Source organism: Bradyrhizobium sp. MI1.11 (genome assembly GCF_055811255.1).
The window spans coordinates 49,834-72,631 of the sequence record NZ_JBVVPM010000011.1 but is presented as its reverse complement, the minus strand read 5'-3'; the positions used below and the strand labels follow the sequence as shown (position 1 = coordinate 72,631).

Here is a 22,798-nt window from a genome sequence, read left to right as displayed (position 1 = left end):
AGAAGTTGCGGCGCGAGCTTGTCATCAAGAGTCTTCGCCATACGACGTACCGTGGTAATGGGTCCTGGATCGGCGCTCCGCTTCGCTGCGCTTGTCCAGGACGACGGCGTTGGGGGGTCAGGAATTCCTTCTTGTTGCATTCGTTGCAATCGCCGCAGCCGCAGTCCGGTTCTCGACCCCAAGCTTGGAGTAGATCTGCTCGAGATGCTTGTCGACCGTGCGCGGGCTCAAGCCCAAGATCTGCGCGATGTCGCGGTTGGTCTTGCCCTTGCTGAGCCAGGCCAGCACCTCGCCTTCGCGGGTGGTGAGGCCAAGCTCGCTGGTGAATTCGGGTGGCGGCGCGGTGCCGGACTCCCTGGAGAGCCGCAACAGGAACTCGTTCGGCGCGGTCTCGCCCATGTAGTACAGCCGGAGCTGAGGATTGTCGGGCAGGGAAGCCGCCTGAGATTTCGAGCTGCCCTTGCCCTTGGTCTGCTCCAGCCATTGCAGCAATGATACTGGCAGGACGAAGTCGTCGTCGGTCTGCGCCCCGTGGTGGTCCGCCAGCAGCTTCTGCGCCTGCGGGGTCGCCCACAACAATTTGCCCTGGCGGTTGACCGCGAACAGGAATCGGCCGGAGACGTCGAGCGCGGCGCGTGCACTTTGCGTCAGCCGCGCATTGCCGAGATGAACACGGATGCGCGCCAGCATCTCCTCGATCACGATCGGCTTCGTCACGTAGTCGACGCCGCCGGCCTCCAGTCCGCGCACGATGTGCTCGGTCTCGGCGAGCCCCGTCATGAAGATCACCGGCACATTGGCAAGACCCGCATCACGCTTGAGGCGGCGGCAGGTCTCGAACCCGTCCATGCCCGGCATCACCGCGTCGAGCAGCACGATGTCAGGCGTGATCTGGTCGACGATGCGCATCGCGGCCGCGCCGTCGAGCGCCACCATTACCGTCATCCCGGCGCTGTCGAGCGCGTCGGTGAGCAGCCGCAGCGTCTCCGGGGAGTCGTCGACAACGAGCGCGACGTCGCGCTTTTTCGACTCAGTGCTCATACGCATGCAACGTCTTCAATGTGGCCATGTACTGGTCGAGATCGAAGCGGTCGATCAGCGACCGCATTTCCGCGACGAAGTCGGCATGTTCAGGGTGCTCGCTGCCGATCTCGTCCAGCTTCAACTGGATAGCCTTGACGTAGCCGATCTGACCAAGCCCGATCAGCGCCTCGATGTGTTGGACAGGCGGCCGCGAGCCGCTTTCGGGCCGCCACAGCGGCACGGCGATCTCCTCCGAGCCGTATTGCCATTCGATCTTCAGAAGCTGGCGGATGCTTTCCAAAAGCCTGGGAATGTCGATCGGCTTCATCAGATAACCATCGTGGAAAGGCTGTGCCAGCGGTGTGCCGTGGGCCTCGAGCGCGCTGGCAGACACCATCAGGATCCGCGCCTGATGGTGGCCGCTGGCGCGTAGCGTCTCCGCGACCGTCCAGCCATCCATGCCAGGCATGGAGATGTCGAGCAGGAACAGATCGGGCCGGCAGTGCTGGGCCAGTGCCAGGCAACCAGGTCCGTCGGGCGCGCTGAGCAGGATGAAGCCGAGTGGTGTCAATACCTCACGCAGGAGGTCGCGATGCACGGGATCGTCGTCGGTAATGAGGATGGTCTTGCGCGTGCCGTGATAGCCGGAGATCGGGGCCTCCACCGGCGCAATGCGCTGCGGATTGGTGACTTCCGAGAGCAGCATCTTGACCTTGAACGTGCTGCCGCTGCCGACCGTGCTCAAGACCTTGATGTCGCCGCCCATGACGCCGGCGAGCAGCCGGCTGATGGTCAAGCCCAGTCCGGTGCCGGTCTGTGGCTGCGAGACACCGAGCGCGCCGCGCTCGAACGGTGCGAAAATGCGTTCGAGATCGTCGCCCTGGATGCCGGGGCCGGTGTCGATCACCTCGAACTCCGCGACCGGGCTGCGATAGTGCACCACGAACTGCACACTGCCGGTCTGGGTGAATTTGATCGCGTTGGACAGCAGATTGATCAGCACTTGGCGCAGCCGCTTTTCGTCGGCATAGACCACGATCGGTAAATGCGCCGGACGCCTGAACACGAAGTCGATGCTCTTGGCGGCGGCCTGAAGGCGGAACATGCCGACGAGCTGGTCGAGGAATTCGGTCAAGCGCACCTCGTCGCGCGACAGGTACAGCCGCCCCGCCTCGATCTTGGAGATGTCCAGAATGCCGTCGATCAGGCCGGAGAGGTGATCGGCGCTGCGGCGGACGACGCGGACCTGGTCGCGCGGCTTGGTGTTGAGCGTGGTGTCCTGCTCCAGGAGTTGGGCATAGCCGCTGATCGCGTTGAGCGGCGAGCGCAGCTCGTGGCTCAGGCCGACCACGTAGCGGCTCTTGGCGAGGTTGGCGGATTCGGCGATTTCCTTGGCGCGCTGGAGCTCTGCGTCGGTGCGCTTGTGGGCATCGATCTCCTGGATCAGCAGCGTGGTCTGGCGCCGGGTCTCGGCCTCGGCGGCCCGTCGGCTCTGCTGCGCCAGCACGAACAGCCAAGCCACGACCCCGATGATGATGCTGAGCGAGAAGAACACCTTCCAGAGCACGTGGGAGACGAGCATGTTCTCGCCTGGCACGCTGACCGAGGTCTGGAGGTAGATCAGCCCCAGCACCAGCGCGACGAGGCCCGCGGAGACCACGAACACACCGATGTAGTGGCCGAACTGCGAATTGATCCGCTGATAGATCGACTGCGGCAGGATCCTGGCGAGCGCGTCGGCGAACTGCACCTGCGCCCGCGCATGCGGTTTGCACAAATCATGGCAGCGCGCGTCGAGCGAGCAGCATAGCGAGCAGATCGGGCCGGCATAGGCAGGACAGGAGGTCATGTCCTCCGGCTCGAAATGGTGCTCGCAGATGCAGCACTGGATCGATTCGATATTGGCCCAGCTCCGCTTCGGCTTGCGCGCGATGTAGTATTTACCGTCGGTGAGCCAGGCGATGACGGGCGCAGTGACGAAGGCGACCGTCAGCGCGACGAAGGCCGCGAGCGCTTTCATGGTCGAGCCGAACAGGCCGTAGAATGCCGCGATCGAGACGATGGTCGCGATCGTCATCGCGCCGACGCCGACCGGGTTGATGTCGTAGAGATGGGCGCGCTTGAACTCCATCTGCGGTGGGCGCAGGCCGAGCGGCTTGTTGACCACGAGATCGGACACCAGCGCGCCGACCCAGGCGATCGCGACATTGGAATAGAGCGCGAGCGTCTGCTCCAAGGCCTTGTAGACGCCGATCTCCATCAGCAGCAGCGCCACCATCACGTTGAACACCAGCCAGACGACCCGGCCGGGATGGCTATGTGTCAGACGCGAGAAGAAGTTCGACCAGGCGATCGAGCCTGCATAGGCGTTGGTGACGTTGATCTTGAGCTGCGACAGGATCACGAACGCGCCGGTGAGTGCCAGGGCCATGTCCGGCTGCGACAGCACGTAGCGAAACGCTTCGAGATACATGTGCGCCGGCTCGGCCGCCAGCTCGCTGGAGAGACCGTGGCTCAGCGCGAAGAAGGCGAGAAACGAGCCCAGCAGCAGTTTCAGCGCGCCGAAGATGATCCAGCCGGGGCCCGCGATCAGCAGGGCGGCCCACCACGACGTTCGCGAGGTGCGGCGGTCGCGCGGCAGGAACCTGAGGAAGTCGACCTGCTCGCCGATCTGGGCCACCAGCGAAAACACCACGGAAGATGCGACACCGAACAGCAGCAGATCGAAATGTCCGCTGGGGTCGCCGTGCTCGCCGGCGAATTTGCGCCACTCCGTGAACGAGTAAGGATTGGCCCAGGCGATCGCCGCGAAGGGCAGGATGTGCAGGATGATCCAGATCGGTTGCGTCCAGAGCTGGAAGCGGCTGATCAGCGTGATGCCGTAGGTGACAAGCGGGATGATCGCGACGGCGCTGATGAGATAGCCGATCGGGCGCGGAATGCCGAAGCACATCTCGAGCGCCGTGGCCAGGATCACCGCTTCGATCGCGAAGAAGATGAAGGTGAAGGAGGCGTAGATGAGCGAGGTGACGGTCGAGCCGATATAACCAAAGCCGGCGCCGCGGGTGAGCAGGTCAATGTCGATGCCGCATTTGGCGGCATAATAGGCAATCGGAACGCCGCAGCAGAAGATGATGGCGGAGACGACGAGGATCGCGGCGGTGGCGTTGGTCACGCCGTAGTTCAGGGTGATGGTGCCGCCGATCGCCTCCAGAGCGAGAAAGGAGATGGCGCCCAGTGCGGTGTTGGCGACGCGGGCGGCGGACCACCGGCGCGCGCTCTTGGCGGTGAAGCGCAGCGCGTAGTCTTCCAGCGTCTGGTTGGCGACCCATTGGTTGTACTGGCGCCTGACGCGATCTATCCGCTGCCGCCCTGCCACTTAACCCCCACTCCCGAACTCCCGCATCCCTCGCAAAACCTGTACCAAAAGCCTACGTCGTCATTTTGCGGTGCAGTATACGCGATCTTGCGTATGCTTGCAGTGCACAAATTCGAGCCATCCTCACGGCACCAATCGCGTGTCCTCGAACAACAGTGGGGTGCTCATGTCAGACGAAGCGAACAAGGGCCTGTTATCGCCGCTCCGGCGCAAATTATTGATGGGAATGGCGGCCGTGCCGGCCATCACCATGCTACCGCGAGCATCTTTTGCGCAGGCCCCGGCGACCTCGGCGGTCAATACCACGGGTCTCGCGGTCACCGACACCGAGGTGACGGTCGGCATCCTGCATTCGGCGACCGGCACCATGGCGATCTCCGAGACCGGCTCGATCGAAGCCGAAAAGCTCGCCATCGAGCAGATCAACGCCATGGGCGGCGTGCTCGGGCGCAAGATCAAGTTCATCCAGGAAGACGGCGCCAGCGATTGGCCGACCTTTGCCGAAAAGGCCAAGAAATTGCTGGTCAACGACAAGGTCGCGGCGATCATGGGCTGCTGGACCTCGGCGTCCCGCAAGGCCGTGCTGCCGGTCATGGAGCAGTACAACGGCATGCTCTATTACCCGACCTTCTATGAAGGTCTCGAGCAGTCCAAGAACGTGATCTACACCGGCCAGGAAGCCACTCAGCAGATCCTCGCCGGCCTGAATTGGATCGCCAAGGAGAAGGGTGCGAAGTCGTTCTTCTTCATCGGCTCCGACTACATCTGGCCGCGCACCTCGAACAAGATCGCGCGCAAGCATGTCGAGAACGTGCTGAAGGGCAAGGTCGTCGGCGAAGAGTATTATCCGCTCGGTAATACGCAGTTCAATTCGGTCATCAACAAGATCAAGCTGACCAAGCCCGACGTGATCTTCACCGACGTCGTCGGCGGTTCGAACGTTGCGTTCTACAAGCAGCTCAAGGCCGCAGGCATCGATCTCTCCAAGCAGGCGCTGCTGACGATCTCGGTGACTGAAGACGAGATCGACGGCATCGGCGGCGAGAACATTGCGGGCGCCTATGCCTGCATGAAGTACTTCCAGTCGCTCGACAATCCCAACAACAAGACCTTCGTGCCCGCGTTCAAGAAGATGTGGGGCGAGAAGACCGTGATCGGAGACGTCACCCAGGCTGCCTATCTCGGCCCGTGGCTGTGGAAGTTGACAGTGGAGAAGGCGGGCTCCTTCGACATCGACAAGATCGCGGCGGCGTCGCCAGGCATCGAGTTCAAGGGCGCTCCGGAAGGCTATGTGCGCATCCACGAAAATCATCACCTCTGGTCGAAGACCCGGGTGGGGCGCGCCAAGCTCGATGGCCAGTTCGAGCTGATCTACGAGACCGCCGATCTGGTCGAGCCGGATCCGTTCCCCAAGGGTTACCAGTAAGACCAGAGCTACCAGTCAGTCACGGCGTTCGCCGCCGTTTCCCTCTCAGGCAAACCCTCTCCCTGGCGTGGACCGCAAATCCACGCCCAAGACCCCCGCGTCGCGAACCTGCTCGCGACGCGGGACCCTTTCCCGACGGAGGACATCGATGTTCGGCGACTACTCGCTTGGTGACCTTGGCTCCATCTTCGTCATGCAGGGCTTTGCAGGACTGATCCTGTTCTCCGTCTACGTCCTGATGGCGCTCGGTCTTGCGATCATCTTCGGCCAGATGGGCGTCATCAACATGGCCCATGGCGAGTTCATGATCCTTGGGGCCTACGTCACCTGGATGACCTCGAGTTTCTTCCAATCCTATTTGCCGAGCCTGTTCAGCGGCTACTTCTTCCTCGCGATGATCCTGGCCTTTATCGCATCCGGTGCGTTGGGGATGCTGGTGGAATGGGTGCTGATACGGCATCTCTACAAGCGCCCGCTCGACACGCTGCTTGCGACCTGGGGCCTCAGCCTGATCCTGCAACAGGCCTATCGCTCCGTGTTCGGCGCGCGCGAGGTCGGCGTCGAGCTGCCGCAATGGATGCTTGGCTCGCTGCACGTAACCGACAGCATCGAAGTGCCGATCAACGGCGTCTTCGTGATGTGCCTCACTGTCCTGATCACCGTGGGCGTCGCCTACGTGATGTATAAATCGCGCTGGGGTCGGCAGGTGCGCGCCGTCGTGCAGAACCGCATCATGGCCGGTGCCGTCGGCATCAACACCGAAAAGGTGGATCGCTACACTTTCGGCCTCGGTTGCGGCATTGCCGGTGTCGCCGGGAGCGCCTTCACCATGATCGGCTCGACCGGGCCGACCTCCGGACAGCTTTACATCGTCGATACGTTCCTGGTGGTCGTGTTCGGCGGCGCGGCAAGCCTGCTCGGCACCATCGCATCGGCCTTCTCGATCTCGCAGACCCAATCCACCCTCGAGTTCTTCCTGTCGGGCTCGATGGCCAAGGTGCTGACGCTGCTTGCCGTTGTCGGAATCCTGATGCTGCGGCCGCAGGGTCTCTTCGCCCTCAAGGTCCGCAAATAACAAGAAGCAGGCAAGTCATGGTCATCAACTCACGCTTCTTCAATCGATCCGAGCTCATGGGCTTCCTCGTGCTGGCCGCTGTGCTGTTCGTGATCCTGCCGCTCTCGCTGGATGTGTTCCGTCTCAACCTTGTCGCGAAATATCTGACCTACGCCTTCGTCGCGCTCGGTCTGGTGCTTTGCTGGGGCTACGGCGGCATTCTCAGTCTGGGGCAAGGCGTGTTCTTCGGCCTCGGCGGCTATTGCATGGCGATGTTCCTCAAGCTGGAGGCCTCCAGCGTCGAGAATACCAAGATCCAGTCGACGCCAGGCATCCCGGACTTCATGGACTGGAATCAGATCACGTCACTGCCACTGTTCTGGCAGCCGTTTCACAGTCTCACCTTCACCATCCTCGCCATCATCCTGGTCCCCGGCATCTTCGCGCTGATCATCGGCACTGCGATGTTCAAGCGCCGCGTCGGCGGCACCTACTTTGCCATCATCACCCAGGCGGTGGCGGCCATCCTCACCATCCTGATTGTGGGCCAGCAGGGTTACACCGGCGGCATCAACGGCATGACCGACCTGCGCACCCTCAAGGGTTGGGACATAAGGCCCGACCACGCCAAGGTCATCCTGTACTTCGTCGAAGTGGTGCTGCTGTTCGCCTGCATCGGCATCGCGCAGTTCATACGCCTGACCAAGCTCGGCCGCATCCTGGTGGCGATGCGCGAACAGGAGGACCGCGTCCGCTTCTCCGGCTACAGCGTCGCCAACTTCAAGATCTTTGCGTTCTGCATGGCCGCGGTCTTCGCCGCGATCGGCGGGGCCATGTTCGCACTCAATGTCGGTTTCATGTCGCCGTCCTTTGTCGGCATCGTGCCGTCGATCGAGATGGTGATCTACACCGCGGTCGGCGGACGGATGTCGATCTTCGGCGCGATATGGGGAGCCATTCTGGTGAATTTCGCCAAGACCAGCCTGTCGGAGTCCTTCCCGCAACTCTGGCTGTTCGGTCTCGGCGCGCTGTTCATCGCCGTCGTGCTCGCTTTCCCGAACGGCCTGTCGGGGCTCTGGGCCGACTATGTGCAGCCGCGCATCGACCGCCTGTTCACTTCGCGCAAGAAGCCGGGCTGGAGCGACAATTCGGTTGCCGATGGCGCACCGGCAGAGTGAGGAGACCATCATGCTTGTTGGACATCAGCCGAAGGAATTCCTGCTCGCGGTCTCCGGACTGACCGTTTCCTTCGACGGCTTCAAGGCCGTCAACGATCTCTCGTTTTACGTCGAGGAGAACGAGATCCGCGTCATCATCGGCCCCAACGGGGCCGGCAAAACGACGGTGCTCGACCTGATCTGCGGCAAGACCAAAGCGACCGAAGGCTCGATCCAGTTTCGCGGCACCGAGCTGACCAAGCTCAAGGAGAACGAGATCGTCAAGGCCGGCGTCGGCCGCAAGTTCCAGACGCCGTCGGTGTTCGAAGACCTCACCGTGTTCGAGAATCTCGAGATTTCGTTTCCGCGCGGCCGCACCGTGTTCGGCTCGCTCACCTTCCAGCGCGACCAGCCGGTGAAGTCACGCGTCGCGGAGGTCGCCGAGATGATCTTCCTCAAGGACAAGCTCAACACCTATGCCTCTGAGCTCAGCCATGGCCAGAAGCAATGGCTCGAGATCGGCATGCTGCTGATCCAGGACCCGGACCTGCTGATGCTGGACGAACCCGTCGCCGGCATGAGCGTGTCCGAGCGCGCCAAGACCGCCGAGCTGCTCAACCGCATCATCAAGAACCGCTCGGTGCTGGTGATCGAGCACGACATGAAGTTCGTCGAGGACATCGCGCACAAGGTCACCGTGCTTCACCAGGGCCAGATCCTCTCGGAAGGGACCATGGATAAGGTGAAGAACGACCCCAAGGTCATTGAAGTCTATCTGGGGCACTGAGATATGACGAATTCGGGCCAGTCTGTTGCGGCAATGACAGTGCACCTCTCCCCCTGTGGGAGAGGTCGGATCGCCCAAGCGATCCGGGTGAGGGGTATCTCTCCGCAGCTCAAACTGCCTCTCGCCTTCGCGGACGCAGACCCCTCATCCATCGCGGACTTCGCCCGCGCCACCTTCTCCCACAAGGGAGAAGGGAGAAAGTTCACGGCAGAGCGGCCTCACCAGAATTCATGCTGATTTAGGGAGCGATCATGCTGGCAATTTCCGATCTTCACGTCGCCTATGGCCAGAGCGAGGTGCTGCACGGGCTCAACGTCAAGGTCGCGCCCAACGAGATCGTGGCGATCATGGGCCGCAACGGCATGGGCAAGACCACGCTCATGAAATCGCTGATGGGCATCCTGCCGGCGAAGAGCGGCTCGGTGACCATGAACGGCGCCGAGCTCGGTGCCTTGCCGAGCTACGCGCGCGTCGCCAAGGGCCTCGCCTATGTGCCGCAGGGCCGCATGATCTTCTCAACCATGACGGTGAAGGAGAACATCGAGACCGGTCTCGTGGTCTCCGGCGGAACCGAGGTGCCCGGCGACATCTACGAACTGTTTCCGGTGCTGCTGGAGATGAAGGACCGCCGTGGCGGCAATCTCTCCGGTGGCCAGCAGCAACAACTCGCGATCGCACGCGCGCTGGCGACCAAGCCAAAAGTTCTGCTGCTGGACGAGCCGACCGAAGGCATCCAACCGTCGATCATCAAGGAGATGGCGCGCACGCTCAAGCGCATCCGCGACGAGAAGGGGCTTTCGATCGTCGTGTCCGAGCAGGTCCTGAGCTTCGCGCTCGATATCGCCGACCGTGTGCTGGTGATCGAGAACGGCGAAATCGTCCGCGACGATCCGCGCGACGCCGTCGATGCCGCGCAGGTCTCGAAATATCTGTCCGTCTAACCAACCGTGTAAAAGGGGAGCCTCTCGATGCCAGAGACACTGATCAAGGTCGATCTCACCAAGTCGGCCTATGAAAATGACATGGTGCATAACCGCTGGCACCCCGACATTCCGATCGTAGCCTGGGTCAATCCCGGCGACGACTTCATCATCGAGACTTATGACTGGACCGGCGGTTTCATCAAGAACAACGATTCCGCGGACGACGTCCGCGACATCGATCTGTCGATCGTGCACTTCCTCTCCGGCCCGATCGGCGTCAAGGGCGCCGAGCCCGGCGACCTCCTCGTCGTGGACCTGCTCGACGTCGGTCCGATGAAGGAGAGCATGTGGGGCTTCAACGGCTTCTTCTCCAAGCAGAACGGCGGCGGCTTCCTCACCGATCATTTCCCGCTGGCGCAGAAGTCGATCTGGGACATCAAGGGCCTCTACACCTCGTCGCGGCATATTCCGGGCGTCAACTTCGCCGGCCTGATCCATCCCGGCCTGATCGGCTGTCTGCCCGATCCGAAGATGCTGGACACCTGGAACAAGCGCGAGGCCGAGCTGATAGCGACCAATCCGACTCGTGTGCCCGGCCTTGCCAATCCACCGTTCGCGCCGACCGCTCATGGCGGCCGCGCCAAGGGCGAGGTCAAGGACAAGATCGGCGCGGAAGGCGCGCGCACCGTGCCGCCGCGCGAGCATGGCGGCAATTGCGACATCAAGGATCTCTCGCGCGGCTCGAAGATCTACTTCCCGGTCTATGTGCCCGGCGCCGGTCTCTCGATGGGCGATCTGCACTTCAGCCAGGGCGACGGCGAGATCACCTTCTGCGGTGCGATCGAGATGGCCGGCTGGCTGCATCTGAAGGTCGAGGTGATCAAGGACGGCATGGCGAAGTACGGTGTCAAGAATCCGATCTTCAAGCCGTCGCCGATCACGCCGAACTACAAGGACTATCTGATCTTCGAAGGCATCTCGGTCGACGAAGCCGGCAAGCAGCACTATCTCGACGTCACCATCGCCTATCGCCAGGCCTGCCTGAATGCGATCGAGTACCTGAAGAAGTTCGGCTACTCCGGCGCCCAGGCCTATTCGATCCTTGGCACCGCACCGGTTCAGGGCCACATCTCCGGCGTGGTCGACGTGCCCAACGCCTGCGCCACATTATGGCTGCCGACGGAAATTTTCGACTTCGACGTGATGCCGTCCTCGGCCGGACCTATCAAGCACATCAAGGGTGATATCCAGATGCCGATCTCACCCGACAAATGACGCCGCGCTCCCTCTCCCCCGTTCTTACGGGGAGAGGGTTGGGGTGAGGGGCTGCCTCCGCGCGAACAGCAGCAGTGAGCGCGCGGAGACTCCCCCTCACCCGGAACGCATCTTGCGATGCGTTCCGACCTCTCCCCGCAAGCGGGGCGAGGTGAAGCTGACGCTCCGTCGTCACTAAACGCAAAGGGACACAAGATGCCGGTCTATGAATATCTCTGTGACGATTGCGGTCCGTTCAAGGATCTGCGCCCGATGTCTGAATGCGACGATCCGCAGGTCTGTCCGCAATGTGAAATCATAGCGCCGCGCGTCATTCTGACCGCCCCGAACTTCTTCTGCATGCCGTCGGAGACGCGCAAGGCTCACGCCGTCAATGAGCGCAGCACGCACGCGCCGCAGACGCTGGCGCAATACAAGGCCTCGCATGGCCCCGGCTGCGGCTGCCGCTCGACGGGAAAAAACTTGTCGGACAAGAAAAAGCCGGCGCGCCTGGTGACCAAGACCAGGAGCGGCGCCAAGGGCTTCCCTACCGCGCGGCCCTGGATGATCAGCCACTGATTCGCGCGGCAATCTCAAACAGAGTAGAGGAGCAATTCAAATGCTTCACGGTGACATCTCCAGCAGCAACGACACCGTCGGCGTCGCGGTGGTCAACTACAAGATGCCCCGCCTGCACACCAAGGCCGAGGTGCTCGACAACGCCCGCAAGATCGCCGACATGGTGGTGGGCATGAAGACCGGCCTTCCCGGCATGGACCTGGTGATTTTCCCGGAATACTCCACCCAGGGCATCATGTACGACTCCAAGGAGATGTATGAGACCGCTTGCGCGGTCCCCGGTGAAGAGACCGCGATTTTTGCGGAGGCTTGCCGCAAGGCCAAGGTCTGGGGCGTGTTCTCGCTCACGGGCGAACGCCACGAGGAGCATCCGAACAAGGCGCCCTACAACACCCTGATCCTGATGAACGACAAGGGCGAGATCGTGCAGAAGTACCGCAAGATCATGCCGTGGGTGCCAATCGAGGGCTGGTATCCCGGCAACTGCACCTATGTCTCCGACGGCCCGAAGGGGATGAAGGTCAGCCTGATCATCTGCGACGACGGCAACTTCCCGGAGATCTGGCGAGACTGCGCCATGAAGGGGGCCGAATTGATTGTACGCTGCCAGGGCTACATGTATCCGGCCAAGGAGCAGCAGATCCTGATTTCGAAGGCCATGGCGTGGGCCAACAACGTCTATGTCGCGGTCGCCAACGCCGCCGGCTTCGACGGGGTCTATTCCTACTTCGGTCACTCCGCGATCATCGGCTTCGACGGCCGCACCCTCGGCGAGTGCGGCGAGGAAGACTACGGCATTCAATATGCCCAGTTGTCGAAGCATCTGATCCGCGATGCGCGCCGCAACGGCCAATCGCAGAACCATCTCTACAAGCTCGTCCATCGCGGCTACACCGGCATGATCAATTCCGGCGAAAGCCCGCGCGGCGTAGCGGCCTGTCCCTATGATTTCTACAAGAACTGGATCGCGGATCCCGAAGGCACAAGGGACATCGTCGAAGCGATGACGCGCGCGACGCCCGGGACCGCCGAATGCCCGATCGACGGCATCCCGAATGAAGCGGGACCGAGCAACTACTGAGCCATGGCTGCATCAACTACACGGTCCTACGCCGACAAGGGCGGCGTCATGCACTCCGCGTGATGAGGGTCTACCGTTTCTGCTGCGCCGGCTTGCGTGGCGGTCGCGGAGCGGCGGCCGGCGTGGGTGTCCCGCTCATCTTGTTGGTGGCCTCGCTGACGTCGAGCAGCGATCGGCGGATGTCTTCGAGGAAGTTCGCCGATTTCTTTCTCATGGTGTCGGCGAGCTCGTGCAATCCCTGGATCTTTTCGAACAGCTCGTCGGCCTTGCCGTCGGCAAAGCCGGGCACTACGCCTTCGATCTTTGTGACCGCCTTGTCGAAGCCCGCGAAGGCGCTGTCGACCTTGGCCATGACGGAATCGATTTCGCCGCCCTTGCTCCTGAGATCGGCGGTGTAGTTCTCGAACGTGCGCAGGCCCTCCTTGATCGCCGGGGCGTTGCTGACGATCGTGCGGTCGACACTGTGCAGGGTGTCGACGATTGATTCGGCGTCGCTGAGATCGGCGGTCAGCACGGGGACGCCGTCCGAATCCAGCGGCACTGGCGGTGCGGAGGGCGCGCCGCCGATCAGCGAGACCGCGGCGACGCCGGTAAGACCGAGGAACTCGATGCCCGCGACGGTGTCCTTGCGGATCGGCGCGGAGTTGTCGAGCATCACCAGGGCCACGACCTTGCGCGGATTGTCCAGCTTGATCGACAGGATCTGGCCTGCGGGGACGCCGTCGAAATTGACCGGCCCGCCGCGGCGCAATCCGCTCGCCGAGCCGCCCTCGAACACGACGCGCAACGGGCTGCGGCTCTGGAGGGTGCGCCATTTCTGCACGCCGAGCACGCCGCCGAACGCCACGGCGATCACCGCCAGCGTCGCCGTTCCAATCACCAGATTGCTCGCGCGTGCCATGCGGGGTGATTTTACGGCCAAACGAGGGAAGTTGGAAGGAGCTGCAATGGTACGTAGGGCGGGTTAGCGAAGCGTAACCCGCCAACGCCTCGTGCGGCCATGGACCGATTTGGCGGATTACGCTGCGCCAATCCGCCCTACGCGACATCAATGCCCGGCGGCGCGTTTTGCCGCAGCATCGTTCAGCACGATGAGGGCATCGACGGCGACGCCGGTCCCGGCATTGATCAGGAACGGATTGACGTCGATCGAGGCGATCCGGTCGCCGGCATCCGCGATCAGGTTGGAGAGGCCGACCAGCGCCTTCACCGCGGAGGCCTCGTGCAAGGCCGGCTTGCCCCGATAGCCGCGCATCTTGATTCCGGCCTTGGTGCGTCCAATCAGGAGCCGGGCCTCAGCCTCGTCCAGCGGCGCACCGGCGAGCGCGACGTCCTTCATCAGCTCGATGTCGATGCCGCCGGTGCCGAACAGCACGACCGGACCCATCTCGGCATCGAGGGAGGCGCCGACCACGAGTTCCAGATCGGCCTTGACCTGTTGCGCGATCAGGATGCCGGCGAGCTTCGGCTTGCCCTTCAGCCTGCTCACCCGCGCGGTGATGTCGGCGAACGCCTTCTTCACTTCGGCCGGGTTGGTAAGATTCAGCACCACGCCGCCGATATCTGATTTGTGCAGGATCTCGGCGCTGACGACTTTTGCCACGACCGGGAAACCGATCTGCTTGGCGATCTTCACGGCCTCGGCTGCCGTCTGCGCGATTGCCTCCTTCGAGATCGGGATGCCATAGGCCTTCAGCAGCTTCTTGGAGGCGACCTCGTCGAGCGCGGCGCCCGTTGCCGATTTCAGCGCCTTCTCAAGCACGGCACGCGCGGCCGGCTTCGAGCTCGAGACGATATCGGGCACTTCCTTGCGCAGCTTGGCGTAGTCGAGCAGCGACTTGATCGCAGTCACCGCGCGGTCCATGCCCTGCATCACCGCAAGATGCGGCAGCGACTTGCGCAAGGTCTTGGTGAACTCGGTGAAGCCGATCGACATCGCGCTGATATAGATCACCGGCTTGCCGGCCCGGCTCGCCATCTCGTCGACGATGCGCAGATTGCGCTCGCGCAGCTCGTGCGGCGCTTTCGGCAGCTCGGCATCGATGATGACGATGTCGATTTCGGGGTCGTCGATCATCAGCCCGATCGATTTCAGGTAGACGGAGGGATCGACCACCGCGGCGAAGCCAGCGTCGAGCGGGTTGCCGACGATCGAGCCCGGCCCGAGCATCTTTGCCAGCTCCGAGCGGACATGCGAGCTGAGTGGTGCAAAATTCAGGCCTTCTGCATCGAAGGCGTCGATCAGCATGCCGCGCTTGCCGCCGGATAGCGTCACTGCGGCGAGCCGGTCCCCCCTGGGCACAGCGGCATGGACGAAGCATTCGGTGGTCTCGATCAACTCGTCGAGCCCGCCGACCCTGATGACCCCTTCGCGCGTTGCAATGGCGTCGAATGTCTCGATCGAGCCCGCGAGCGCGCCGGTGTGTGCCATCGCCGCCGCGCGGCCACCCTCGGAGGCCCCGAGCTTGAGCGCGATCACCGGTTTGCTCGCGGCGCGCGCCGCCTTGCAGGCGTCCCGGAATGCCTTGGTGTTGCGTACGCCTTCGAGGTAGACCACGATCACCTTGATGCTCGGATCCTCGGCGAAATAGCGCATCAGGTCCGGCGTCTCGAGCCCGGCCTCGTTGCCGGTCGTCACCATGTAGCCGACCCCGACACCGCGATCTTCCAAAGCTTGGCGGATCGCCATGACGATGGCGCCGGATTGCCCGGCAATCGCCACCGCGCCCTGTTCCATGGTGACGATACGGTCGTCGATATTGGTGAAGAGCTTTTCGCCCGCGCTCAAATTGCCGAGGCAGTTCGGGCCGGTGACCGCCAATCCCGTCTCGCGCACGGCCGCTTGCAGTTCGGCGGCGAGCTTCTGGCTTTCCTCATCCTGCAACTCGCTGAAGCCCGAAGTGACGATGGTGGCCGAGCGCGCGCCGGCCGCGGCGGCGTCGCGGATCACTTGCACGGCAAAGCGCGCCGGCACCAGCACCAGCACGTGGTCGGGTTTTTCCGGGAGGCTTGCAAAGTCCTTGTAGCAGGGGACACCCCAGATGGCGTCGCGTTTGGCATTGACCGGATAGAGCCCGCCCTCGTAGCTGTATTTGACCAAATTGTTCCAGATGCGCTCGGCGTAGTTGCCGGGCTTGTCGGTCGCGCCCACCAGCACGATGTTGCGCGGATGCAGCATGGCGTGGATGCCCTTGACGATGTCGCTGGCATCGGGCGCCGGAGACCATGGGCGCGACGAAGCTGAGGCGGCAGATACGCGAGCTTCCATGGTGTGACCTCACCTGTTGTTCTTGTTGGTGGTGCGTCACTCTGTTCTATGGCGAGTTCTTCGGACTGGCAACCACGTGGGCAGGTATGCCGTGCGGTGGAATGAGCGCGCGTCAAGCCCTGGTGGTGATCGACATCTTCGGATCTCTGCTCGCGCCGTGGTTCAGTATCTCAGCATGCCGAGTTTGTAGGCGTAGTGATAGGCCAACTGCTTCGCCAGATAAGGAGCGATGGCGCGCCGGATCTGCATCTGTGTCGGTTCGAAGCCGAGAACGCGTCGCCGCAGGACGCCCATCTCCCTGACGCCGACCGCATAGGTGGATGCCGTCTTTTGTGCGTCATGGATTCGGAAGCAGGCGAGAAATCGCGGCAAGCGTGCGAATTTGAATCCTGCGGCTTGCGCTCGAAGGATGAAGTCCCAGTCCATCGCGTAGTGTAAACTCTCGTCGATCGGCCCGATCCTGTCCCACACGCGCTTGCGCCAGAACATCGTCTCTTGCGGAATGTAGTCGGCATATCGCAACGCCTTGCCGTCGTGGGGCGGCAGCACGGCGCGGCCGACCTCGAGTCCCTCGCGATCGATGAAGACGCGATGGCCGTAGACGACGTCGACATGCGGATGTGCGATGAAGTAATTTGCGACATAGGCAAGCGTCCCGGGCAGCAGCATGTCGTCGCTGTTGAGATAGGCCATGATCTCGCTCTCGATGCCGGCGAAGCCGAGATTGATGGCGCTGGATTGCCCTTGTCCGGCTCGCTCCTCCAGCGCAGGCTATCGCCGCGCCCCTTCAGGAGATCGAGCGTGCCGTCGATCGAGGCGCCGTCCTGCACGTGATAATACAGGTCCGGATAGTTCTGGCTGACGATGCTGTCGATCGTGGCGTCGAGATATGGCGCATGGTTGTAGCTCGGCGTGACCATCGCGATTCGGGGCGCGCCCGGATGGATCGCAGGTGCTGGCGGGAAAGCCGTCAGGTTGAGCAGACGCGGCGGATATTGCTCGAAGGTCCACATCGGCGGGCGGCGCCAGAGGCTCCGAAGCGAGGAGCGTCTTTGCCCGGCGGCGATAAGATCCTGGTTCCTCTCCAGGAGCGCGACGCGGTTTTCGAGCTGTTCGAGACGCTGCCTGAACTCCTCATCCATCCCCGTTCTTCTCGCAAATTGCAGCGAAAATGCTCAATGGGCCATTCTGATAGGTCTCCCGTCGACGGCGCCGGTTCACGGGTTCCATCATGCGGGATTGTCCCTACAGGCCGGGCGGATTCAAGAGGGGGGTGCGGATCGATTGCGAACCGCTATTCATCGGTTCCGATCAGGGTGGCATGCAGGATGTAGCGCTCGGGGCCGGACACGACGGCGTCGAACGGCCAGCAGGTCGCGAGCACGAGTTCGGCTGCCCGTGCCGCAGGATCGATGCCCGAGGCATCGAAGCGAACCACAGCGGAGGAATCCGCGCGAAAACGAAAGTGCTTGCCATCACTGCGTGTGACATCGATCAAGTCACCAATGGCGACATTCCGCAGGAAGCGGAAATGAGTGTCGCGGTGCGCTGCATATACGGCAACACCCCGCTCGCCCGCGTCAGCCGTTTGGCGGATATGGCCGGGACCGAAAGCGAGCGCCTGGCCGCTCGCGCCTTCCAGCACGATCGCGCTGGCGCCGATCCGCCTCACCTCGATCCGCGCGACCGGCCATGTGTCGGCCCATGACCATGGCCTGACCACTTCGCCGGTCGCAACGCTCTTGTCGAACGCGCGCTCCAGCAGCACCTGCGCGAGCCACGCCTTCGCATGGATGTAGGCGCCGTCGCCGAACAGGATGATGCCGATCAGGGCGAGAGCCAGGGGAGAGATGAAGCGGGGCATTGTTTCCACACTCGTCATTGCGAGCGAAGCGAAGCAATCCAGAATCTTTTCGCGGAGGCAGCCTGGATTGCTTCGCTGCGCTCGCAATGACAACAAAAAGGCGCGCGCGGCCGTTGGTGTGGGACGGGCAGCCGCGCGCGCTAACAGAGGAGTTCGGGGAGCTCCTCTCTCAAGCGGCGTCAGTGAGCAAGGACTGACGCCGGTTGAACACGAACAGGATCATGGCGAGCAGGATCAGGATCACGCCTGCGGTCATCTTCAACTCGGCCGAGGTCGCGGTCTTGGGCAGGCGGATCGTATCGGTTGCCGCCGGCGTCGGCCGCCTCGTGGCCGACTGGCTGCGCGCATCGGCGTGACGCTCGCGGAGTTGCGCCGGGACCTGCTGGCGTTCGCCAAAGACCTTCGCGAAATCCCAGCCGGCCGGCAGGTTGATCGGCAATTCGCTGAGCTTGAGCGGCTCACCCTCGGGACGGCTCGGCGTCTTGTCGACCGCGACGAGGCTGGTGAGTCGGGTGACGATCTGATGGTCGAGCGCCAGTGCCAGGATCGCCTTGTCGGAATCTTCGGGCGTCATCTCGCGCACGGTGCGCGCCACTTCGGCATCGTCGATCTTGCGCTTGGCCCAAAGCTTCGACAAGCCTTTGCCTTCGGCCGCATTTTGCAGCGGCAGCGTCACCGACCATGGGCGGTCGCCGACGCGGCCCTTGATCTCGACCGAGCCCGCGAGCGTGTCGAGCTTTGCGGCCAGCACCAGCGGCTCGTCGCGATAGACGTCGGGAATGATCGTCGGTGTGACGTCGGCCTTGGCTTCGGAGAACTTTGCGCTCAGGCCGGTCACGGCCGGGTTCTCGAGCTTGGCAAACAGGCCGCGCATGCGCTCCTCGATCTGCTCGACCGAGCCGATATGGGTGAAGGCACCGCGGCCGAGCTCGGCGGCGCGCGTCATCAGATAGGTGTTGGGCGCCGACCCGATACCGACCATGAACACGCGCGAGCGGCCGCGCATCGCCGTGATCGTTTCGAACAATTGCTGCTCGTTGCCGATCGCACCATCTGTCAGGAATACGACCTGGCGAACCATGCCGGCGTCGCCGAGCTTGTCGGTCAGCGCGGCCCGCATCGCCGGCACCATCTCGGTGCCGCCACGCGCCTGCAGCGCGCTGACGAACGAGGTGGCTTCACCGACACGCTCGGCATCCGCCGCCACGGAGGCCGGAAACAGCACGTCCATGGTGTCGTCGAAACGGATGACATTGAAACGGTCGGTCGGCTGGAGACGGGAGAGCGCGTAGGTGAGGCTCGCCTTGGCCTGAACGATCGACGTGCCGCCCATCGAGCCGGAATTGTCGATCACGAATATCACCTCGCGCGGCCGTGGCTTCTGCGTCGCCTGCTCGGCGGCGGGCGGGGTGACGAAGGCGAGCAGATAATCGGTGTCGCCGACGCGCTCGCGGAATAAACCAACCGACGGCGCCTTCGCGGCGGCCGGCTTCCAGGTCAGTTCGAAATCGCGGTCGGCAGGCACGGCACCGTCGGCAAGCGTGACGATTCGCGTCGTATTGTCCGGGCTCTCGACCTTGACGTTGTGGTGGGGGCTCTTGACCTCGCCGAGCGCAAAGCCGGCGTTCAGGCGTATCGTGATGCTGGTCGGGTTGACCGGTGCATTCCTGGCGGGATCCAGCACGGGCGGCGAGATGCGGTCGCGGTCCGGCACCGGGTCCGAATTCGTCGCGCCCCAGCCGGAGCCATCGTTGCGGAAATCGACGCTCTGGACGATCGGCGCCGGATTGTAGCGCGGTCCGACCACCAGCGGCAGGCGCAGCGAATATTCGTTGCCGGATTGATGCACCGGTTCCTGATACTCGATCTGCACCAGCACGGTTTCTCCGGGACCGATATTGGCGACCGAGTTGGTGAAGATATTCGGCCGCTCCTGTTCGGTGAGCGCGGCCTTCTGGCCGGCCCGGCGCGCCTCTTCGTAGATCACGCGCGCCTGCTGCCGCTCCTTGATGTCGCCGACGATGACGCGATTGCCGACCACCATCTTCAGCGAATCGACGGCACCGCCGGCGGGGAGCGGATAGACATAGGTCGCCTCGGCCCAGTCCTTGGTCGGATTGCGGAAGATCTGGGTGACGCGGGCGCGCAATGTCGGGCCCGACACCGTGATGTCGACGTCGATGCCGAGGCGGATCGCTTCCGTGTAGGCGCCATCCTCCTTCAGAAGCAGGGTGCCGGACTTGGCGTCGCCGGGCTGAAGCAGGCTGGCCTGCTCCGTCGTCGCCGACCAGCCCGGCTCCAAGCTCACCAGCAGCGCCACGAAGGCGACCAGCATCACCGCGATGCCCTGCGCCAGAAGGAACAGTCCGACCACGATGAGTCTGCCCAGCCAAGGGTGTTCGTTGCTGTCCGTCGTGTCGTAGGTATCCATTTGGCCTGCTCCCGAGGATGTTTGCTGGCTCTGAGCATCGGCCAGGACGGCGCGGTTTCGCGAGCAGAATGATCGGCAATGTTCCGCCACGGCCGGCCCGGCCGGCCGCCTCCGAGATGGCCAAGTGCGGTTTTGTGCTGGTTTGTCCGCCCTGCTAGGATGCTGTCCTGGAGCAGAGCCACGATGCAGACGCAGGACAAATTCACCGACAAGCAGCTTTCGGACGAGCAGAGCCGCGAGATTGCGGAGACCATCCGTGAGGAGCTCGCCAGGCGCCGGATCTCCCGGCAGGCGCTGGCCGAGCAGGCCAAGCTCAGCCTGTCGACGCTGGAGAAGGTGCTCGGTGGCCGACGGCCGTTCACACTGGCGACCACAGTGCGGCTGGAGCAGGCGCTGGGCGTCTCCCTGCGCAGAAGCGCCGCCGTGGTGACGCCTCCGGCCGCAAACGATGTCGCGCCCGACAGCCTCGGCTCCTATGCGCATCGCGCGGTGACCTGGCTCGAGGACGTCTACATCACGTTGCGACCGTCGTTCGGCGACAAGGACGCGATCTTCGCCTACCGCACCGAGATCGTCTGGGAGCCGAAGGTCTCCTCATTGGTGTTCCGCGAGGGGGAGCGGACCGATGCCGCCTATGAACACACCGGCGAGGTCGCCGTGCCGCATCAGTCCGGCTTCATCTATCTCGTCATCATCAAGCATGGCCAGCATCGCGTAATCACCGTGTCGCGGCCGACGGTCGCCGGCGAAATGTACGGGATCATCTCGACGCTCCGCGCCGGCCCCGGCTCGCAGCTGACGCCGATCGCAGCGCCGATCGCCTATGTGCCGCTTCGAAACTTCGCGAAGCCCTCGCTGGGTCGGGTCGCGCCCGGCGATGCCAACCATGAACTGTACCAAAAGCACCTGCGCCGAACGGTGGAAGAATCGTTCGCGCTGTTTCTGTCGGTATAGTCCGCAGGAAATTATCCGGAATGACGCGGCATGCGTCTATAAGGGGACATGCAGGACGCGCCCGCACTCGATGACGGCGAATCTCCGCTGTTCTCAATCATTATCCCGCTCGAATCTCACCGAGGGCAGTGGGAGATGTCCTGGCTCGGCTGGACGTCGCAGACTGCCGACAAATCGCTCTACGAGATCATTTTGGTCGTGCCACCGGATTTCACGGCACGCGAGCAGTTGAAGACGCTGGCCGGCAACAGGGCTCGACTCGAATTCACCGATTCCGAACACGACATCGGGCTCTGCGCATTTGGCGCGACGAAGGCGCGCGGCAGCTATCTGTTCTTCACGGAATCGCACTGCCGGCCCGAACCCGACGTGATCGAACTCTGCATTCGCGCGATCGATGCTCATCCCGACTGGGCCGGCTTTTCCTGCCGTTCGATCCCGATCTGCCATAACCGGTTATCCGTGGCAGAGGCCGCCATGTACAAGGCCGACATCGAGTTCGGTATGAAGCAGCATCCCTGGCGCAAGGTGCTGGATCAGTGTTTCGTGACGCGGCGAGACGTCTACTGGGAATGCGGCGGCCTGCGCGAAGAGCTCGGTCATTTCGCCGAATGGGTGCTTGCCGCCGCCTATCACGCGAGAGGCCATTCCATAGGCTATCTCGAGGAGGCGCGCTTCCATCACTACTATGTCGGCGAGATCGACGAGCTGAAGCAATTCACGCTCGACTTCGTGCAAGGCGAGATTCGCTATCTGAGCGAGGCCCGCAACGATCCCGGCAGCGAGCTGCTCGACGTTCCGATCGAGTGGAGCTCGCGGAGTGAGGCCGGCACGTCGCTCGCCCGCAATGCACTGAACGCGCTCCTGCGCTACAGCCTCGCTGGCGGCGGCCGAGGACGGTCTGGCGAGAAATTGCTGGCGTTATGGCGTTGGGCCGTGCCGGCGCTGCTCGGCGATCTCGGCGCGCGCGCTTTCACGCGGCTGGGGGCATGGCACGCGCGGGCCGTGCTGGTCGTTCTGACGGCCGCCGGATCGAGCGAGGCGATCGCGCGATGGATGCGGCGATACATCGCTGCGCTGATCCGGCATCAGAGACTCGATTGCATTCATCGTCTCGGGCGAGATGCGCGGTCTGTCGACGGCTTTCTTGGTGGCCACGTTATCGCGCAGATCGGATTCCATGCCGAGGAGTTCTCCGCCGGTTACACTTTCCGCTGGAGCGAACCGGAGGCTGCCGTGCGCATCAAGGGGATGCCTGGCCGCACCATCCTTCGCGTTCGAAGCCCCGCGCTTCGCGCGCCGCTGGATACGATCGACACGCGATTCTATATCGACGGCACGCCCGTCGCCCCCGAGGCGGTCGCGACCGGTTATGACGGCTACACGCTGAGACTCGATCTGCCGCCGTCAGGCATCGCCACCCTGGCCTGGGCATGCCCTGTGTTCAGGGGCGTCGGCGATTCTCGTCGTCTCGGTCTGGCCGTCGCGGGCATCGAGGTCGGCCACGACATGATCGAGGTCGAAAGCGCGGGACCCCCCGCGCTCACCGAAGAGAATAGCGGCCCTTCATGAAAATTCGTTAAAATTCCCTGGGGTTTCTTCTGGGGTGGAGCAGGCA

The 22,798-nt window shown here is 63.2% G+C and carries 16 protein-coding genes and 1 pseudogene; 10 read left to right on the top strand and 7 right to left on the bottom strand.

The genetic code is table 11. The features are described from left to right. Nucleotides 1-117: 117 nt before the first annotated feature. Nucleotides 118-1,047: a response regulator gene (locus tag AC0L30_RS13880; RefSeq protein ID WP_473404482.1), complete on the bottom strand. Its 930-nt coding sequence runs from the start codon at nucleotides 1,045-1,047 to the stop codon at nucleotides 118-120. Then, complete coding sequence (locus AC0L30_RS13875; RefSeq protein WP_473365364.1) at nucleotides 1,031-4,402, bottom strand: hybrid sensor histidine kinase/response regulator; 3,372 nt, start codon at nucleotides 4,400-4,402, stop codon at nucleotides 1,031-1,033. The genes AC0L30_RS13880 and AC0L30_RS13875 overlap by 17 nt, the downstream gene beginning before the upstream one ends. A 166-nt stretch (nucleotides 4,403-4,568) precedes the next feature. Between AC0L30_RS13875 and urtA the strand changes: the two genes are divergently transcribed. The 8 genes from urtA (at nucleotide 4,569) to AC0L30_RS13835 (ending at nucleotide 12,663) form a co-directional block, all read left to right on the top strand. Beyond that, entirely contained in the window at nucleotides 4,569-5,828 is a 1,260-nt protein-coding gene (gene urtA / locus AC0L30_RS13870; RefSeq protein ID WP_018455941.1) for an urea ABC transporter substrate-binding protein, read from the top strand. Between the two features lie 148 nt (nucleotides 5,829-5,976). Further along, nucleotides 5,977-6,903, top strand: a complete 927-nt coding sequence (gene urtB / locus AC0L30_RS13865; RefSeq protein ID WP_007598078.1) for an urea ABC transporter permease subunit UrtB — start codon at nucleotides 5,977-5,979, stop codon at nucleotides 6,901-6,903. 17 nt (nucleotides 6,904-6,920) lie between these two features. Next, nucleotides 6,921-8,060: an urea ABC transporter permease subunit UrtC gene (gene urtC, locus AC0L30_RS13860; RefSeq protein WP_354200198.1), complete on the top strand. Its 1,140-nt coding sequence runs from the start codon at nucleotides 6,921-6,923 to the stop codon at nucleotides 8,058-8,060. Nucleotides 8,061-8,070: 10 nt separating this feature from the next. Further along, nucleotides 8,071-8,826, top strand: a complete 756-nt coding sequence (gene urtD, locus AC0L30_RS13855) for an urea ABC transporter ATP-binding protein UrtD (protein WP_007598075.1) — start codon at nucleotides 8,071-8,073, stop codon at nucleotides 8,824-8,826. A gap of 251 nt (nucleotides 8,827-9,077) precedes the next feature. After that, nucleotides 9,078-9,767, top strand: coding sequence for an urea ABC transporter ATP-binding subunit UrtE (gene urtE, locus AC0L30_RS13850; protein WP_354200197.1), 690 nt, complete (start codon nucleotides 9,078-9,080; stop codon nucleotides 9,765-9,767). A gap of 27 nt (nucleotides 9,768-9,794) precedes the next feature. Then, on the top strand, nucleotides 9,795-11,024 hold the full coding sequence (fmdA, locus tag AC0L30_RS13845) for a formamidase (RefSeq protein WP_007598072.1): 1,230 nt from the start codon (nucleotides 9,795-9,797) through the stop codon (nucleotides 11,022-11,024). A 195-nt stretch (nucleotides 11,025-11,219) separates the two neighbouring features. Continuing rightward, nucleotides 11,220-11,582 carry an FmdB family zinc ribbon protein gene (locus AC0L30_RS13840; RefSeq protein WP_473404481.1) on the top strand — a complete coding sequence of 121 codons (363 nt, stop codon included), beginning with the start codon at nucleotides 11,220-11,222 and terminating at the stop codon, nucleotides 11,580-11,582. A 40-nt stretch (nucleotides 11,583-11,622) separates the two neighbouring features. Beyond that, nucleotides 11,623-12,663, top strand: coding sequence for an aliphatic amidase (locus AC0L30_RS13835; RefSeq protein ID WP_473404480.1), 1,041 nt, complete (start codon nucleotides 11,623-11,625; stop codon nucleotides 12,661-12,663). 70 nt (nucleotides 12,664-12,733) lie between these two features. Here AC0L30_RS13835 and AC0L30_RS13830 read toward each other — a convergent pair whose 3' ends face one another. From AC0L30_RS13830 to AC0L30_RS13810, 5 genes and pseudogenes are all read right to left on the bottom strand, one after another. Further along, nucleotides 12,734-13,564: an MlaD family protein gene (locus tag AC0L30_RS13830; protein ID WP_473404479.1), complete on the bottom strand. Its 831-nt coding sequence runs from the start codon at nucleotides 13,562-13,564 to the stop codon at nucleotides 12,734-12,736. 147 nt (nucleotides 13,565-13,711) lie between these two features. Continuing rightward, on the bottom strand, nucleotides 13,712-15,931 hold the full coding sequence (locus AC0L30_RS13825; protein ID WP_473404478.1) for an acetate--CoA ligase family protein: 2,220 nt from the start codon (nucleotides 15,929-15,931) through the stop codon (nucleotides 13,712-13,714). 162 nt (nucleotides 15,932-16,093) lie between these two features. After that, a pseudogene (locus AC0L30_RS13820) lies at nucleotides 16,094-17,073 on the bottom strand (glycosyltransferase family 2 protein). Between the two features lie 152 nt (nucleotides 17,074-17,225). Next, nucleotides 17,226-17,795, bottom strand: a complete 570-nt coding sequence (locus tag AC0L30_RS13815; protein WP_473367537.1) for a class GN sortase — start codon at nucleotides 17,793-17,795, stop codon at nucleotides 17,226-17,228. Nucleotides 17,796-17,964: 169 nt separating this feature from the next. Further along, nucleotides 17,965-20,226: a marine proteobacterial sortase target protein gene (locus tag AC0L30_RS13810; protein WP_007598059.1), complete on the bottom strand. Its 2,262-nt coding sequence runs from the start codon at nucleotides 20,224-20,226 to the stop codon at nucleotides 17,965-17,967. A 183-nt stretch (nucleotides 20,227-20,409) separates the two neighbouring features. Between AC0L30_RS13810 and AC0L30_RS13805 the strand changes: the two genes are divergently transcribed. Then, on the top strand, nucleotides 20,410-21,180 hold the full coding sequence (locus AC0L30_RS13805) for a helix-turn-helix transcriptional regulator (RefSeq protein WP_007598058.1): 771 nt from the start codon (nucleotides 20,410-20,412) through the stop codon (nucleotides 21,178-21,180). A gap of 48 nt (nucleotides 21,181-21,228) precedes the next feature. Further along, nucleotides 21,229-22,752, top strand: coding sequence for a glycosyltransferase family 2 protein (locus tag AC0L30_RS13800; RefSeq protein ID WP_035993797.1), 1,524 nt, complete (start codon nucleotides 21,229-21,231; stop codon nucleotides 22,750-22,752). Nucleotides 22,753-22,798: the final 46 nt, after the last annotated feature.